At 67.5% G+C, this 17017-nt stretch carries 14 protein-coding genes; 4 read left to right on the top strand and 10 right to left on the bottom strand.

Annotated features, from left to right (window positions below):
• The first annotated feature begins 74 nt into the window (after positions 1–74).
• From infB to truB, 3 genes are all read left to right on the top strand, one after another.
• Entirely contained in the window at positions 75–2966 is a 2892-nt protein-coding gene (gene infB / locus U9J39_RS09170) for a translation initiation factor IF-2 (protein WP_115709929.1), read from the top strand.
• A gap of 60 nt (positions 2967–3026) precedes the next feature.
• Complete coding sequence (rbfA, locus tag U9J39_RS09165) at positions 3027–3398, top strand: 30S ribosome-binding factor RbfA (RefSeq protein WP_115709927.1); 372 nt, start codon at positions 3027–3029, stop codon at positions 3396–3398.
• Positions 3399–3480: 82 nt separating this feature from the next.
• The gene (gene truB, locus U9J39_RS09160) at positions 3481–4428 is read left to right on the top strand and encodes a tRNA pseudouridine(55) synthase TruB (protein ID WP_116312722.1); all 948 of its coding nucleotides are present in this window, start codon (positions 3481–3483) and stop codon (positions 4426–4428) included.
• Between the two features lie 41 nt (positions 4429–4469).
• On the opposite strand, the gene U9J39_RS09155 is transcribed toward truB, so the two are convergent.
• The 9 genes from U9J39_RS09155 to U9J39_RS09115 form a co-directional block, all read right to left on the bottom strand.
• Positions 4470–5462: a Bug family tripartite tricarboxylate transporter substrate binding protein gene (locus U9J39_RS09155; RefSeq protein ID WP_326346969.1), complete on the bottom strand. Its 993-nt coding sequence runs from the start codon at positions 5460–5462 to the stop codon at positions 4470–4472.
• A 94-nt stretch (positions 5463–5556) separates the two neighbouring features.
• Complete coding sequence (locus U9J39_RS09150) at positions 5557–6264, bottom strand: AroM family protein (RefSeq protein WP_326346945.1); 708 nt, start codon at positions 6262–6264, stop codon at positions 5557–5559.
• Entirely contained in the window at positions 6261–7184 is a 924-nt protein-coding gene (locus U9J39_RS09145; RefSeq protein WP_115709921.1) for a DUF1177 domain-containing protein, read from the bottom strand. The genes U9J39_RS09150 and U9J39_RS09145 overlap by 4 nt, the downstream gene beginning before the upstream one ends.
• 41 nt (positions 7185–7225) lie before the next feature.
• On the bottom strand, positions 7226–7936 hold the full coding sequence (gene pepE, locus U9J39_RS09140) for a dipeptidase PepE (RefSeq protein ID WP_116312720.1): 711 nt from the start codon (positions 7934–7936) through the stop codon (positions 7226–7228).
• 21 nt (positions 7937–7957) lie between these two features.
• Entirely contained in the window at positions 7958–8746 is a 789-nt protein-coding gene (locus U9J39_RS09135) for an IclR family transcriptional regulator (protein WP_115709917.1), read from the bottom strand.
• A gap of 183 nt (positions 8747–8929) precedes the next feature.
• A complete protein-coding gene (locus tag U9J39_RS09130) occupies positions 8930–10552 on the bottom strand; it encodes a DHA2 family efflux MFS transporter permease subunit (protein ID WP_116312719.1) in 1623 nt (540 codons plus the stop codon).
• Positions 10553–10554: 2 nt separating this feature from the next.
• The gene (locus U9J39_RS09125; protein WP_115709914.1) at positions 10555–11814 is read right to left on the bottom strand and encodes an HlyD family secretion protein; all 1260 of its coding nucleotides are present in this window, start codon (positions 11812–11814) and stop codon (positions 10555–10557) included.
• A 44-nt stretch (positions 11815–11858) separates the two neighbouring features.
• Positions 11859–13415 carry an efflux transporter outer membrane subunit gene (locus U9J39_RS09120; protein ID WP_116312718.1) on the bottom strand — a complete coding sequence of 519 codons (1557 nt, stop codon included), beginning with the start codon at positions 13413–13415 and terminating at the stop codon, positions 11859–11861.
• 109 nt (positions 13416–13524) lie between these two features.
• Entirely contained in the window at positions 13525–14007 is a 483-nt protein-coding gene (locus U9J39_RS09115) for a MarR family winged helix-turn-helix transcriptional regulator (protein ID WP_115709910.1), read from the bottom strand.
• A 213-nt stretch (positions 14008–14220) separates the two neighbouring features.
• Between U9J39_RS09115 and typA the strand changes: the two genes are divergently transcribed.
• Positions 14221–16041 carry a translational GTPase TypA gene (gene typA / locus U9J39_RS09110; protein WP_092309077.1) on the top strand — a complete coding sequence of 607 codons (1821 nt, stop codon included), beginning with the start codon at positions 14221–14223 and terminating at the stop codon, positions 16039–16041.
• 54 nt (positions 16042–16095) lie between these two features.
• On the opposite strand, the gene U9J39_RS09105 is transcribed toward typA, so the two are convergent.
• A complete protein-coding gene (locus tag U9J39_RS09105; protein WP_116312717.1) occupies positions 16096–16959 on the bottom strand; it encodes a sterol desaturase family protein in 864 nt (287 codons plus the stop codon).
• Between the last annotated feature and the right edge of the window lie 58 nt (positions 16960–17017).

Genomic DNA, 17017 nt, shown 5'->3' with positions numbered 1-17017 from the left:
CGCTGAAACCGGGAAGGGCGCGCTTTCCGCAACAATTTGTCCCGACGTAGAAACCAAGCATTGAAAGGGTTTGAATGGCAAGCACAACAGTTGCCCAACTGGCCGCAGAACTGAGTCGCAGCGCAGCTGCCCTGCTGGAACAATTGCAGGCGGCTGGGGTGGGCAAAGCGACGCCAGAAGACATCATCACGGAATCGGATAAGACCAGGCTGCTGGACTATCTGAAGCGCTCGCACGGCCAGGCCGACGACAGCGCCCGCAAGAAGATCACACTGACCAAGCGCGAAACCTCGGAGATCCGCCAGTCGGACGCCACCGGCAAGACCCGCACGGTCCAGGTGGAAGTGCGCAAGAAGCGCGTGCTGATCAAGCGCGACGACGCTGCGCCGGAATCGCAGGCCGATGGCGCCGAGGCCCAGGCCCAGGTCGTCGACGCCGCCGAGGAGGCGCGCCGCGAAGCGGAAGAACGCCGCCAGGCCGAACAACTGGCGCGTCAGGAAGCCGAGGCCAAGGCCGCCCGCGAGGCCGCCGAGCGCGAGGAAGCCGAGCGCCGCGCGCGCCAGGAGGCACTCGAGGCCGAACAGCGCCGCCAGGCCGAACTCGCTGCCCGCAAGGCCGAGGAAGAGGCTGCCGCGTCGCGCGCCGTGACCGAAGCCAACGAGGACGCCTCGCGCAAGAAGGCCGAGGACGAGAAGGCCCGCGTCGCCGCTGAACGCGCCGAGGCGCAGAAGGCTGCCGACGAGGCCAAGGTTGCCGCCGACAAGGCCCGCGCCGAGCAGGAAATCGCCGCGCGCAAGCGCCGCGAGGCTGCCGAAGCCGAAGCCCGTGCGATCCAGCAGATGCTGAACGCGCCGGCCCGCGTGCTGAAGGCGCCGTCCGAGCGCAAGGCCGAGGAAAAGAAGGCCGAGCAGACCGGTACGCTGCACAAGCCGGTCAAGCCGGCCGGCACCGAAGCCAAGCCGGGCGAGAAGAAGCCGGTGACCGCCACCGCCACCACCACCACCGACAAGAAGGGCAAGGTCGTCAAGGCCGGCACCTCGTCGACGTGGCAGGACGAAGGCAGCCGCAAGAAGGGCAGCGGCCTGAAGACGCGCGGCGATTCGTCGGGCGGCGTGGGCGGCTGGCGCGGTGGCCCGCGCGGCCGTGGCGGCCGTCAGCAGCAGCATGACGACAGCCGCAGCAACTTCCAGGCGCCGACCGAACCGGTGGTGCGCGAAGTGCACGTGCCCGAAACCATCTCGGTGGCCGACCTGGCCCACAAGATGGCAGTGAAGGCATCCGAGGTCATCAAGCAGATGATGAAGCTCGGCCAGATGGTGACGATCAACCAGGTGCTGGACCAGGAAACCGCCATGATCGTGGTGGAAGAAATGGGCCACAAGGCGTACGCCGCCAAGCTGGACGATCCGGAAGCGCTGCTGGTGGTCGACGGCGAAGAGCACGAAGACGCCGAACTGCTGCCGCGTCCGCCGGTGGTGACCGTGATGGGTCACGTCGACCACGGCAAGACCTCGCTGCTGGACTACATCCGCCGCACCAAGGTGGCCGCGGGCGAAGCCGGCGGGATTACGCAGCATATCGGTGCCTACCATGTGGAAACCGACCGCGGCGTGATCACCTTCCTGGACACCCCGGGTCACGAGGCCTTCACGGCCATGCGTGCCCGCGGTGCCAAGGCCACCGACATCGTGATCCTGGTGGTCGCGGCCGACGACGGCGTGATGCCGCAGACCAAGGAAGCCATTGCGCATGCCAAGGCTGCCGGTGTGCCGATCGTGGTGGCGATCAACAAGATCGACAAGCCCGATGCCAACCCGGACCGCGTCAAGCAGGAACTGGTGGCGGAGCAGGTGGTGCCGGAAGAATACGGCGGCGATTCGCCGTTCGTGCCGGTTTCCGCCAAGATGGGTACCGGTGTGGAAGACCTGCTCGAGCAAGTGCTTCTGCAAGCCGAAGTGCTGGAATTGAAGGCACCGGTGGATGCCCCGGCCAAGGGCCTGGTGGTGGAAGCCCAGCTGGACAAGGGCAAGGGCCCGATCGCAACCATCCTGGTCAGCAGCGGCACGCTCAAGCGTGGCGATGTGGTGCTGGCTGGCAGCGCCTACGGCCGTGTGCGTGCCATGCTGGACGAGAACGGCAAGACGACCAAGGAAGCCGGTCCGTCGATCCCGGTGGAAATCCAGGGCCTGTCCGAAGTGCCTGCCGCCGGTGAAGAAGTGCTGGTGCTGCCGGACGAGCGCAAGGCACGTGAAATCGCGCTGTTCCGCCAGGGCAAGTTCCGCGACGTGAAGCTGGCCAAGCAACAGGCCGCCAAGCTCGAGAACATGCTCGAGCAGATGGCCGAAGGCGAAGTGCAGACGCTGCCGTTGATCGTCAAGGCCGACGTGCAGGGTTCGCAGGAAGCGCTGGTGCAGTCGCTGCAGAAGCTGTCGACCGCCGAAGTGCGGGTGCAGATCGTGCACGGCGGCGTGGGTGGCATCTCCGAGTCCGACGTCAACCTGGCGACGGCTTCGAAGGCGGTCATCATCGGCTTCAACGTGCGTGCCGATGCTGGTGCGCGCAAGCTGGCCGAGCACAACGGCATCGATATCCGCTACTACAGCATCATTTACGATGCGGTGGACGAGATCAAGGCGGCGATGTCGGGCATGCTGGCGCCGGAGAAGCGCGAAACCACCATCGGCCAGGTCGAGGTGCGCCAGGTGTTCCGCGTGCCGAAGATCGGTGCGGTGGCCGGCTGTATGGTTACCGACGGCCTGGTCAAGCGCAACTCGCTGGTGCGCGTGCTGCGCAACAACCTGGTCATCCACGACGGCGAGCTGGATTCGCTCAAGCGCTTCAAGGACGACGTCAAGGAAGTCAAGCAAGGCTTCGAGTGCGGTCTGTCGATCAAGAACTTCAACGATGTTCAGGAAGGCGACCAGCTCGAGGTGTACGAAATCACAGAGGTGGCGCGCACGCTGTAAGGCGTCGCAAGCAACGGCAGGCTTCGGCCTGCCGTTGTCATCTCGACCAGACTGTATTGAATGGCCAAGAAAGGCAATATCTCCTCCCGCAATCTCCGCATCTCCGACCAGATCCAGAAGGACCTGGCCGAGATGATCCAGCGCGAGCTGCGCGACCCGCGCCTCGGCCTGGTCACGCTGCAGTCGGTCACGCTGACGCCCGACTACGCGCACGCCAAGGTCTACTTCACCGTGCTGGGCGCCGACGCGGCCGAAGCCGCCGCCATCCTGAACGATAAGGCCGGCTACCTGCACTCGCTGCTGTTCAAGCGCCTGCACATCCATACCGTGCCGACGCTGCATTTCCATCACGACACCTCGGTCGAACACGCGATCGAGATGTCCAGGCTGATCAACGAAGCGAACGCCACGCGTTCGAAAGACGAAGACTGATGCCGGGCGCCCGTGCCGGCAGGCATGGGCTTTCCTGGCGCGGTCGCCGCGCGTTGCGCACCCGCCTCCTGCTTGTTCCCCGATGACCGATTCCAACGCCAACCGTCCGCCGCGCCTGCCGCGCCGCGAGGTCCATGGTGTGCTGCTGCTCGACAAGCCGCTGGGGCTGTCGTCCAACGACGCGCTGGTGCGCGCCAAGCGCCTGTTGCGCGCGGCCAAGGCCGGCCATACCGGCACCCTCGATCCGCTCGCCACCGGGCTGCTGCCGCTGTGCTTCGGCGAAGCCACCAAGTTTTCGCAGGACCTGCTGGAAGCGGACAAGACCTATGACGCCGAAGTGCGGCTGGGCGCACGCTCCAGCACCGGCGACGCCGAAGGCGAGCTGCTCGACGTGCGTGCGGTCACCTGCGACCGGGCCGCGGTAGAGCGTGTGCTGGCAAGTTTTGTCGGCGAGATCGAGCAGGTGCCGCCGATGCATTCGGCGCTGAAGAAGGACGGCCGCCCCCTGTACGAATACGCGCGCGCCGGCCAGACCGTGGAGCGCGCGGCGCGCCGCGTCACGATCCGTTCGATTGCATTGCTGGATTGCGCCTTGCCCGAGGCCCCGTCGTTCACGATGCGGGTGACGTGCAGCAAGGGCACCTACATCCGCACGCTGGCCGAGGATATCGGCGAAGCGCTGGGTTGCGGCGCGCATCTGACCGGGCTGCGCCGCATTGCCGTGGGCGACCTGACGCTCGACGGCGCGGTGACGCTGGCCCAGATCGAAGCACAGGATGATGCGCAGCGCCCGGCCATGCTGGCGCCGGTTGATGCCCTGCTGCAGAAATGCGTGCCGGTGCAGCTGGATGCGGCGGCGGCGGGGCGGTTCCTGCAGGGCCAGCGCATTGCCCAGCGGGACCTGCCGGCCGGCACCGTGCTGGCCGAGCAAGGCCTGGCACGGGTCTATGCCGGCGAGCCGGCGCGGCTGCTGGGGGTGGCACGCATGCGCGAAGGCGCGTTGCGGCCGGAGCGGCTGGTCAAGCTGTGAGCCCGCGGACGGCGCCGTAGCCGCCCACTAACCAACAGCCCTTACTCCAATGTGACCCTGGCCGTCTTGATCACGTCGGCCCACATCTTGCGATCCTGCGCGAGGAACCCGGCAAAGTGCTCGGGCGTATCGCCCACGGGCTCCGAGCCGAACTCAGCCATCTTCTTCCTGACTTCCGGATTCGCCAGCGCCTTGACCAGGGCCTGGTTGTAGCGGGCCACGATCGCCTTCGGCAGGTCCTTCGGCCCGAAGATGCCTTGCCAGGTTGGCATGTTGAAGTCCTTCAGGCCGCTCTCGGCCAGCGTCGGCACCTCCGGCAGCAACGGCGAGCGCTTGCTGCCCGTGACTGCCAGCGCCTTGACCTTGCCGCTCTTGGCTAGCGCCGCGGCGGTGGTGATGTTATCAACCGTCATGGCGATATGGCCGCCCATCAGATCGGTGATCACCGGCGTTGCGCCCTTGTACGGCGCATGGACCATGTCGATGCCGAGGCGGTGCAGCATGGTCTCGGCGATCAGATGGTTCGAGGTGCCGACGCCCGCGGTGCCATAGGTGACCTGCGGCGTCTTTTTGACATACGCGGCAAAGTCGGCCATGGTCTTGACCGGCAGGGCCGGGTTGACGATCACCACATTGGGCTGCGTGGCCAGCATGACGATGGGGGTAAAGTCATCGGCCTTGTACGGCGTGCCCTTGGGGTTGAGCACGTGGGTCACCGCCATCGCGCCGGCGGCACCCATGCCGATGGTGTAGCCGTCGGCCGCTGCCTTGGCCAGCTTGTCCGCGGCGATATTGCCGCCCGCGCCTGGCACGTTTTCCACCACCACCGGCACGCCCAGGCTTTCCGACAACGGTGCCTGCACCAGCCGCGCCAGCAGGTCGGCCGAGCCGCCGGGGGCAAAGCCCACCAGCAGGCGCACCGGCTTTGCCGGCTTCCATTCCTGCGCCTGCGCGGCCGGGGCCATCGCGGCGGCCAGGCCGATCCACATCATGCCGCGTGTCAGCGGCTTCCTCCACTTTCCTACCTTTTCCATGCCTTCCAGCTCCAGCAGTGTCATGGGCAATCTGTCATCGGGCTTGCCCTTACCCGGAATGCGTTCGTAGCCTGAGCTAGTCTTGTGCGCGCCATCAGGCCGCCGCACCAGCCAGTACCTGTCCCAGCAGCCGTGCCACCATGCGGTTCGACAGCAGCACCGGAGCCCCCGCATGGCGCGCCACCGTGGCCCGCATGGCTTCGGTGTAGCCCATGCAGTGCATCACCACCAGGTCGCAGCCGCGCAGCGCCGCGCCCGCCTGCGCGAAGCGGCCGGTATCGCTGTCGGCGCTATCGGTATAGGGCGATGCATGCGTGACGCGCAGTTCGCAGGGCACCGGCTGGATCAGATGAAAGCCGCTCACCTGCGTCTCCAGCGGCAGCACGATGCCGAGCCGCTTGCAGCCCTGCGCCAGCGCTACCGTCAGGTGGTCCACCACCTGCTGCGGTTCCAGCACCAGCGTCTGCATCGGCGGCAGCGCGGTGCCGGTACACAGCGGGACCAGCGCGTCGAAGCGGCCGTCGTCGAGCGAAGTCATCAGCCGCGCCAGCATGGCCTCGGCCACCGGCTTGCCCATCACCGCCTGGGTGCCGTCGCGCAGGCGGCTGGCGAAGCGGTACTCGCCGGCGGCGGGCGCCAGCGCTGCGATCTCGTCCGGGCCCAGCGCGTCGAGGATGCCGAATTCTTCGACCTCGGCCGGCAGTCCCAGGTCGGTCATCATTTGCGGCACCACGTCGGTCCGCGGCGACTGCCCGATGGTGACGAAGGCCACGCGCGGCGGGCGCGGGGCGGCCGTGGTCATGCCTCGGCCCCGACGGTCTGCAGGTGCGCGAGCGAGCCGTAGCGCCGCTGCAGCTCGGCCCATTCCTCGGCATCGTAGAAGGCGCACTGGCCCTGGCCGAACTGCTTGGCGACCTCGATGCAGAAGCGCGTCGCCACATCGATGTCGAAGGCGTTGGTGACGCCGGTGGCGCATCCGGGCACGGTGGTCTGCGCGGTCAGCGCTACACCGACGACCGGGGCGGCGGTGACGATGGCCGGCTGCATGATCGAATTGACATGCCACAGGCCATTCTCATACGGCGTGATGTCCTGCGTGGTCAGCGGCAGCACCGACGGCAGTTCGCCGCTGACCCAGCCCATCAGGTCCAGCATCCGCTCCGGCAGGCGCAGCAGCCAGCCTTCCTTGGCCACCGGCGTCAGCGCCACGCCGCGGCGGTTGACGAAGCGGTTGCCGCGCGTGGTGTCGACCGACAGGATCGCCACCATGTCGGGATGCACCTCGTGCGACATCATCGTGCGCATCGCGAAGGGCGATTTCATCATCGGCACCGGCTGGTGCGGCCGCGTGGCGGCGTGCGGGCAGATGTGGGTATGGATCCGCACCGGGCCGGCCAGCACATCGCCGCTGGCGGCCATGTCGGCCAGCTTGAGCGCGGTGGCGACGGCGACGATGGCGCCGTCGGCATCGGACACCAGGCCCGTCACCGCAGGGCGCGCGCCGACGCCGCCGAGGCGGCCGACCACGCCCAGCGCGGGCGCGTCGGGATTGCGGCCGGGCAGGGTGCAGGCGAGGAAGTCGGTGTAAAGGCCGTTCTCTTCCACGCGTGTCACCGTGACGTCGCGGATGCCGCGTGCGCGCAACAACGCGGCAACGCTCTCGCCGTCGACGTTGGCTGCGGACAGCAGCTCGATCGATTCAATTACCTGCTTGATGGACATCTTGCTTGGGGTTCCTTGCTTGTTTGGCTGGATGGCGAGGCTCAGAGGGCAGCGGCCGGCACGGACAATGCGCCGGGCGCGACGTCCACGATCTGCTGGCCAAGGAACCAGCGTGCGCCATGCGCGCCGCCCATTTCCATGCGATTGCCCGAGACGCGCACCCAGTCGCCTTCGGGCAGGCCCAGCACCGGCGTCTGCGGCTGCAGCACCGTGAACTCGGCCAGCCGCTGGTCGCGCGTTTCGCCGCGGAAGCCGGGCACCACCAGGTTGAAGTAGTGCGGATTGATCTGGAACGGCACCAGCCCGAGCGCATCGAGGCCGCCGGGGTCGGCGACCGGCATGTCGTTGGTGGTGCGGATGGTGGGGCAGGCGACATTGGTGCCGGCGCTCCAGCCGATATAGCGTGCCGCGCCCGCAGCCACCTGGCGTGCAATCACGGGCAGCAGGCCGCGCTCGCGCAGGCATTGCAGCAACCGGAAGGTGTTGCCGCCACCGATGACGATCAGTTCGGCCGCTTCCACCGCCCGCACGCAGTCGGCATCGGAGAGCCGGTGCGGCGAATGCGCTGCAATGCCGGCCGGAGCCAGCGCGTCGCGCACCAGCGCTTCGTAGCTGTCCCAGTCGCGCGTGACGCCGGCGAAAGGCAGGAAGCAGGCACGGGTGCGGCCGCCGGCCAGTTCTCGGATCGCGTCGTGGGCGTGGGCGAGGTAGCCCGCGTCGCTGGAGGAGTTGCTGAGTAACAGGAGTTCCATGGGATTGAGCTGCCGGGATGACTATTTGGTGGCGGTGTCGACGGGATGGAGCCAGAGCGGATCGCCCAGGCGCTGCCCGACCGGCGCCACCGCCTGCACCAGCGTTTCGCGCAACCCGCGTGCCTGGGCCTGGCTGACCTGCATCGCGGTGAAGGACAGGCACAGCCCGCGCACGTCTCCCGAGAGCGGGTCCGCCAGCGTGGTGGCAACGGCGCCGATGCCCGGCATGCCTTCGTTGACGGCGATGGCACTGCGCTCGGCGCGGGCCGTGGCCACGCGCTCGCGCAGCTCGGACACGGTGGCCGGACATCCGGCCGGTGCGTCGGGCAGCTTGCGGGTGCCGCTGGCGCCATAGCGCGCGCTGAATTCGGTCTCGGGCAGGCGCGAGAGCAGCACGCGGCCCATGGCCGTGGTGAAGGCCGGGCGTCGCGCGCCCGGCGGCGACAGCACCTGCACCGGGTTGCTGCCGTTCAGGCGCTGCAGCACCACGGTGTCGGTGCCGTCGAGCATCGACAGGTAGGCCGTGAAGCCGGTCGAATCCGACAACGCGGCGAGGATCTCGCGGCATTGGTCGTCGAAGGGATGCGCCTGCGTGGCGGCCTGTGCCGCGCGGATCACCAGTGCGCCCGGGCGATAGCGTCGCGTGGCCGGCTGGAGTTCAAGCAGCCGGTAGCGGACCATCTGGGCCAGCAGGCGCGATGCCGAGCTCTTGGCCAGGCCCAGTTCATCCAGCACATCGTTGAACGTGATCTCGTGGCGGCCGTGCCCGAACAGGTCCAGCACGCTCTCCACGCCTTCAAGAATGCTCACTTCGTCTCTCCCCCTGCGCTCATTGCTTCGGTTCCGTTTTTAGGAACCAAGGTTCCATAATTTGGTTTGCAAATCATAGGGCGGCGGATACCGGAATACAAGAGGAAATTTCCCTTGCCGGATGCGGGCAAAAAAAAATGGCCCCGAACCGGGGCCATTCCTATGTACCGCTGCACCGGGCGCTCAATGCGCCGCCATCGCGTCTGCCGAGCCGCCACCGCCGCCCCTGGCCGGCCGCGTCAGCCAGACAAAGCCGATCAGCGCGAAGAACAGCACGCCCGAGATCCAGAAGATGTCGTTGGCGCCGAGCATGGCGGCCTGCTGGGTGATATTGCGCTCGATCACGCCGACCGCCTGTGCCTGGCTCATGCCCATCTGCATCAGGTGGTTGAGCTGGGCGTGGTAGGCCGGGTTGTACGGGTTGACGTGCTCGACCAGTTGCGCGTGGTGCAGCGCCGAGCGGTTCTCCCAGACGGTGGTCGAGACCGACGCGCCGATGCCGCCGAAGGTGATCCGCACGAAGTTCGACAGGCCCGAGGCGGCGGGGATCTTTTCCGGCGGCTGCCCTGACAGGATGATCGAAGTCAGCGGGATGAAGAACATCGCCATGGCCGCGCCCTGGATCAAGGTGGGCACCATCAGCGTCCAGGTATCGACCTGCGTGGTGAAGCCCGAGCGCATCAGGCTGACGATGCCGAAGGTGATGAAGGCCGCGGTCGCCACCCAGCGTGCATCCATCTTCGGCAGGTTGCGCCCGATCACCGGCGACAGCAGGATTGCGAAGATGCCGACCGGCGCCATCACGATGCCCGCGTCGGTGGCGGTATAGCCGACGATGGTCTGCAGCCATAGCGGCAGGATCACCAGGTTGCCGAAGAACAGCCCGTACGCCACCGAGATCGCCACCACGCCGGAACTGAAGTTGCGGCCCTTGAACAGGCTGATGTCGACAATGGGATGCTTCTCATAGGTTTCCCAGGCGAGGAAGAACAGGAAGCCGACGATCGCCACCAGGGTCAGCACCACGATCTCGGTCGAGTGGAACCAGTCCAGCTCCTTGCCCTTGTCCAGCATCAGCTGCATCGAGCCCACCCAGATCACCAGCAGCGCCAGGCCGATGCGGTCGATCGGCAGCACCTTGGTGGGGGTCTCGCGGTCCTTGTAGATGGCCCAGGTGGCGTAGGCGGTGACGATGCCTACCGGCACGTTGATGTAGAAGATCCACGGCCAGGTCATGTTGTCGGAGATCCAGCCGCCCAGCAGCGGGCCCATGATCGGTGCCACCAGCGTGGTCATGCCCCATAGCGCCAGCGCCATGGTGCTCTTCGCGGGCGGATAGCTCGACAGCAGCAGCGACTGCGACAGCGGGATCATCGGCCCGGCCACCGCCCCCTGCAGCACGCGCGCGGCCAGCAGCGTCTCCAGGTTGGGCGCGACGCCGCACAGCCACGACGCCAGCACGAACAGCAGGATCGAGGTGATGAACAGCCGCACCGCGCCGAAGCGCGTGGTCAGCCAGCCGGTCAGCGGCACCGAAATCGCATTGGCCACCGCGAACGAGGTGATGACCCAGGTGCCCTGGTTGGGCGCCACGCCCAGGTCGCCCGAGATCGCGGGGATCGACACGTTGGCGATCGACGAGTCCAGCACATTCATGAACGTCGCCAGCGACAGCGCGATGGTGCCGAGCACCAGCCTGCCGCCGGTCAGCGGCTGCGGCTGCTGCGGCAGGGCCCGCGCCGGCGCCTGGCCGGCGCCCGGCTGCGCCGCGGGCGCGGCCGGTGCGGCGGATGGGGAGGTGGCCATGATCAGGTATTGGCGGGCTTGGCGGACTTGGCGGCGTTGGCGTGAGCGGCGCTGGCCGAGGGCAGGCCGGTGCCGCGGCCGCCGTTGTTGGCGGCGATGATGCGCGCGATCAGCTGGTCGGCATCCTGCGCCACCTTGTCATAGACGTCGGTCTGCATCGGCCGGGCCGGCGCGGCGGCGGCCATGGCGGCGCCTTGCTCGCGGCGCACGTCGACCTTGACCGTCATCGACAGGCCCACGCGCAGCGGGTGGTCCTTGAGCTGCTGCGGATCCAGCGCGATGCGCACCGGCAGGCGCTGCACCACCTTGATCCAGTTGCCGGTGGCGTTCTGCGCCGGCAGCAGCGAAAACGCCGAGCCGGTGCCGGCCGAGAAGCCGGCGACCTTGCCGCGGTATTCGACCCTGGAGCCATAGACGTCGGCTTCCAGCGTCACGGGCTGGCCGATGCGCATATGCGTGATCTGCACTTCCTTGAAGTTGGCATCGACCCAGACCTGGTCCAGCGGCACCACCGCCATTAGCGGCGCGCCGGCGGCCACGCGCTGGCCGACCTGCACCGAGCGCTTGGCGACGTAGCCGGTCACCGGCGCGGGCAGCGCCGAGCGCGCGAACGACAGGTAGGCCGAGCGCAGGTTGGCGGCGGCGCGCTGCACGTTGGGGTGGTTCTCGACCGTGGTCTGGTCGGTCAGCACCTGGTTCGATGCCAGCTGCTCGCGCGCGGCCAGCAGCGCCGACTCGGCGCCCTTGAGCGCGGCTTGCGCGTGCGAGATCTCTTCATTCGACACCGCGCCCGAGCCGGCGATGGCCTGGCGCCGGCGCAGGTCGTCGCGGGCCTTGGCCACGTCGGCTTCGCGCAGCGCCACGTTGGCGGCGAGCGAGCCGTTATTGACGTACAGCGTGCGCACTTCGCGCACGGCCTGTGCCAGCTGGGCCTCGGCCTGTTCCAGCGCCACCTGCGTGTCGGCGCGGTCGAGCTGGATCAGCGGCTGGCCGGCGGTGACCAGCTGGGTGTCGTCGGCCGCGATCGACACGACGGTGCCAGCCACCAGCGGCGTGACCTGGACCACGTTGCCGGCGACATAGGCGTCGTCGGTGCTTTCGAAATGGCGGGCATACAGTCCCCAGTACACGCCGTAGCCGATGCCGGCGACGACGATCGCCGCGGTCAGCGACAGCAGCATGCGCTTGCGCTTGCCGTTGGGAGGGGTGGCCGTGGCTTGCTGGGGGGTGTTGGTGCCGGCCGCTTGCTGGTTGTTGCTCATGATGTCTTCTGGATAATCTTGTCTGCGATCACCGGGTGCGCGGATCAGCCGCGGGCGCCCGCCTGGGTGTGGCCCTGGGTGTGGCCCGGCTGCTGCGCCGGCCCATGGGCGACGCTCTCGTGGCCTTCGGCCGGCTCCTGGTAGCCGCCGCCGAGCGCCTTCATCAGGCCCATCTGCAGGTCCAGCCGCCGCGCCTGCAGGTCGGTCGCCAGGCGGCGCTGCTGCAGCACGTTGCTTTCCGCGTTGAGCACGGTCAGCTGCGTTCCGAGCCCGGCCTTGTAGCGCGTGGTGGCCAGCGCGTAGGCGTGCTCGGCCAGGTCCAGCGCTTCGCGCTGGGTCTGGATCTGCTTGTCGACGCTGCGGATGCTGGTCATGACATCGGCGGTCTCGCGCAGGGCATCGACCAGCGCCTGGTTGTAGTTGGCCACGGCAATGTCGTAGCCGGCGTACTTGCCCTTCAGGTTGGCGCGCAGCCTGCCGCCCTCGAAGATCGGCAGGCGCACGGTCGGACCGATGCCGAAGGTGCGGCTGATGCCCATCAGCAGGTTCGAAGGATCCAGCGCGGCCAGGCCGGCAAAGGCGGTCAGGCTGACGTCGGGCAGGAATTCCTTCCTGGCGACGTTGATGTCCTTGGATGCCGCCTCGACGCGCCAGCGCGCCGCCACCAGGTCAGGGCGACGGCCCAGCAGGCCGATGGTCAGGTCGTCGGGCAGGGTGGGCGTGGCCTGGGCCAGCAATACCGGCGGCTGGATCTGCAGGCCGCGGTCCGGGCCCTTGCCCAGCAGCGCGGCGAGCTGGTTGCGGGCCAGCGCGATCTCTTCGTCGACGCGCTGCAGGTCGGTCTGCGAGGCCGCCACCGTGCCGCGCGCCTGGGTGGTTTCCACCTGCGTGTCCAGTCCGGCGGCCAGGCGCTGGCGCGACAGCTCGGTGAGGTCGCGGCGCTGGGCGATGGCGCGCTCGGCCACGTCGCGCTGCGCATACAGCGCCGCCAGGCGCGCGTAATTGCGCGAGATCGACGTTGCCAGGATCAGGCGCGCGGCCTGGCTTTCGGCCTCGGCGGCGCGGTCATCCGACAGCGCGGCTTCGAGCGCATCGCGGTGCTTGCCCCAGAAGTCGAAGTCATAGGACAGGCCCACCTGCAGGCGCGACTGGTTCTGCCACGAGCCCGCCAGCGGCGTGCCTTCAAACAGATCCTTCTCGGAGAAGCGCTGGCGGATCAGGCTGCCTTCGAACTCCAGGTGCGGGTAGAGCGCGCTGCGCGTGGCCTCGGCCATGGCGCGCGACGCTTCCACCCGGGCAAAGGCCGCCTGCAGGCTGGGATTGTCCTTGACCGCTTCGTCGACCAGCGCGCTCAGCTGCGGGTCCTTGAACTGGACGACCCAGTCCTGCGACGGCCACTGGCCGTGCTCGCCGGGCAGGGTTTGCGAAGTCGCCATCGCGGCCGGATCGGCCATGGTCTGCGTGCTGTGCGAATTGCCAAGCGCCGCACAGCCGGCCAGCGCCGCGGCCGCGATCGCGGTCAGCGCGAGCGTGCCGGCACGGCGCGCCAGCTTGCGGGAACTGGCAGGCTGGGTAAATCGGAAGGAAAGAGCTGGTTTCATGGCGTTGCTCCGTGGCGGAGCCATACGGTTTCTACGGGCTGCTCGCGGTGTCCGGCCGGGCCGGTCAACGCGGACGATCTGGCGTGCCGGAAGTCCGGCGCGCAGCCTGCTACCCGCTGTTGGCGATGACCCGCCGCAGCATGCTGCGCAGCAACTGGATCTCGTCCTCGGAAAAACCTCGAAAGTGGTGCGCAAGGACCTTGCAGAAGATTGCCGGCAGTTGCTGCACCAGTTCCTGGCCCTGTGGCGTCACCGACAGGTCGACCACGCGGCGGTCGGCGTCGCGGCGGCGGCGCTCGATCAGGCCGCGTTTTTCCATGCGGCTGAGCAGCCGCGTGACCGAGCCCATGTCGGTGTTCAATTCGCGGCCCAGGTCGGTGACGGTCGAGGCACGGCCGGTGGCCAGCATCATCAGGCAGCTGGCCTGGGCGTGGGTGATGTCCAGGCTGCTGACCTCCTGCTCGACGCCGTGCGCCAGCATGTTCTTGGCCCGTTGCATCAGGTAGCCGACGCTGTCGCACATCTGGTACTGGGCGGGATCGAACGAGCCGGCAGGGGAGGCTGGCGGAGCGGAAGCGGGTGCTTGTGACATCTTTGCCTTTGCAATCTTTGCTGTGGCAAATATATGTTCACGTTTAACGATCCGCAAGAAAGGAAATTGGTCATTGCGGAATTAGCAAATATTTTCCCTTGGCCAGGGGCGGTTCCCGTCAACGCTTCTTGCGCCGCAACATGCTAGAATGTTGGGTTACCTCAGATTCTCCGGCCCTCCATGCGAGGGCCCCGTTCTTAGCGAGACGCAGCAATGACCCGCGCCATCCGAAATATCGCCATCATCGCCCACGTCGATCATGGCAAGACCACCCTGGTCGACCAGCTCCTGCGCCAGGCAGGCACCTTCCGCGACAACCAGCAAGTCGCCGAGCGGGTGATGGACTCGAACGACCTGGAAAAGGAACGCGGGATCACGATTCTCGCGAAGAACTGTGCCGTCGAGTACAACGGCACCCATATCAATATCGTCGACACCCCGGGCCACGCCGACTTCGGCGGTGAAGTGGAGCGCGTGCTGTCGATGGTCGACGGCGTGCTGCTGCTGGTCGACGCGGTCGAGGGCCCGATGCCCCAGACCCGCTTCGTCACGCGCAAGGCGCTGGCGCTGGGCCTGAAGCCGATCGTGGTGGTCAACAAGATCGACCGCCCGGGCGCGCGTCCGGACTGGGTCATCAACCAGACCTTCGACCTGTTCGACAAGCTCGGTGCCACCGACGAGCAGCTGGACTTCCCGGTGATCTACGCATCGGGCCTGAACGGCTTTGCCGGCCTGACCGAAGACGTGCGCGACGGCGACATGAAGCCGCTGTTCGAGACCGTGCTCGACAAGGTGCCGGTGCGTGACGACGACCGCGACGGTCCGCTGCAACTGCAGATCATCTCGCTGGACTACTCAAGCTACGTCGGCAAGATCGGCGTTGGCCGCATCTCGCGTGGCCGTGCCCGTCCGCTGCAGGACGTGGTGGTCAAGTTCGGCCCGGAAGGCAACCCGATCAAGGGCCGCATCAACCAGGTGCTGAAGTTCCAGGGCCTGGAGCGCGAAATCGTGCAGGAAGCCGAAGCCGGCGACATCGTGCTGATCAACGGCATCGAAGAACTGGGCATCGGCTGCACCGTGTGCGCGCCCGAGGCCCAGGACGCGCTGCCGATGCTGAAGGTGGACGAGCCGACGCTGACCATGAACTTCTGCGTCAACACCTCGCCGCTGGCGGGCCGTGAAGGCAAGTTCGTGACCAGCCGCCAGCTGCGCGAGCGCCTGGACCGCGAACTGAAGTCCAACGTGGCGCTGCGCGTGGCCGATACCGGCGACGACACCATCTTCGAAGTGTCCGGCCGCGGCGAACTGCACCTGACCATCCTGCTGGAAAACATGCGCCGCGAAGGCTACGAGCTGGCCGTGTCGCGTCCGCGCGTGGTGTTCAAGGAAATCGACGGCGTCAAGTGCGAGCCGTATGAACTGCTGACCGTGGACGTCGAAGACAGCCACCAGGGCGGCATCATGGAAGAGCTGGGCCGCCGCAAGGGCGAACTGCTCGACATGGCGTCGGACGGCAAGGGCCGTACGCGCCTGGAATACCGCATCCCGGCCCGTGGCCTGATCGGCTTCCAGGGCGAGTTCCTGACGCTGACGCGCGGCACCGGCCTGATCAGCCATATCTTCGACGACTACGCGCCGGTGCGCGAAGGCGGCCTGGGCGAGCGCCACAACGGCGTGCTGATCTCGCAGGACGACGGCGACGCCGTGGCCTACGCGCTGTGGAAGCTGCAGGACCGTGGCCGCATGTTCGTCAAGCCGGGCGATGCGCTGTATGAAGGCATGATCATCGGCATCCACAGCCGCGACAACGACCTGGTGGTCAACCCGATCAAGGGCAAGCAGCTGACCAACGTGCGCGCCTCGGGTACCGACGAAGCGGTGCGCCTGGTGCCGCCGATCCAGATGTCGCTGGAATACGCGGTGGAATTCATCGCCGACGACGAACTGGTCGAGCTCACGCCGAAGAGCATCCGCCTGCGCAAGCGCCACCTGAAGGAGCACGAGCGCAAGCGTGCCGCCCGCGAAGGCGCATAAGCGCCTGTGCAGCTGGACCTGCCCAAAAAAACCGCGCCTGCCAGGCGCGGTTTTTTATTGCGTTTCCGGCAGCGTCGCCGGCGCGGCGGCGCGCGGGCTGCGCCATTCCGGCGGCTTCCACAGGTAGCGCGGGTCGCGGTCGCGCCAGGCATCGGCAAACATGTCGCGCCATTCGTGGAAGGTCAGCGTCAGCGGATCATGGCTGCGCACCTGGCGCGTAATGCCGTAGACCGGCGCCTCGCGTTCGGGGACGAAGGTACCGAACAGGCGGTCCCAGATCGTCAGCACGCCGGCATAGTTGCGGTCGATGTATTGCGGGTTCTTTGCATGGTGGACGCGATGGACCGAAGGCGTGTTCAGCAGCCGCTCGACCCAGGGACAGCGTTGCCCGAGTCGCGTATGGACAAAGAACTGGAAGCCCAGGTTCAGGCCCACCGCAAGGATGACCCAGTCGGGCGTGAAGCCGATATACGCCAGCGGAATCCAGAACAGCCACATGCCGGACAGCGGATACGTCAGGCTCTGCCGGAACGCCGTCGAGAAATTCATGCCCTCCGACGAGTGATGCGTCACGTGCGAGGCCCACAGCCAACGTACGCGATGGCTGGCGCGATGGAACCAGTAGTAGAGGAAGTCCTGCAGCAACAGCAGCAGCGCGAATGACCACAGCGTCTGCGGCACGGCCTGCAGGCCCTGCTCGTAGCACCACGTGTAGACGGTGCGGACCATCAGCCAGAGGAAGAACGCGTCCGAGGCCTGGTGCATCAGCGCCAGCGCGGCGTTGGAGAGCGTGTCGCGCAGGCTGTAGACGGCCGGGTCGCGGCGCGCCCAGTACCACGCTTCGGCGCCGATGGTCAGCACGAAGACCGGCGCGAAGGCCAGCAGCACGAGTCCGGGATCGAGCGATGCGGTGTTCATCCCGGCAGTGTGCCCGTTCGCCGGGAAATTGCCACGAGGGCATCCTCCAAACGGTGGC

The organism is Cupriavidus sp. SS-3 (assembly GCF_035818815.1).
Lineage (GTDB): Bacteria > Pseudomonadota > Gammaproteobacteria > Burkholderiales > Burkholderiaceae > Cupriavidus > Cupriavidus taiwanensis_C.
This window is presented reverse-complemented; position numbering and strand designations above follow the sequence as displayed.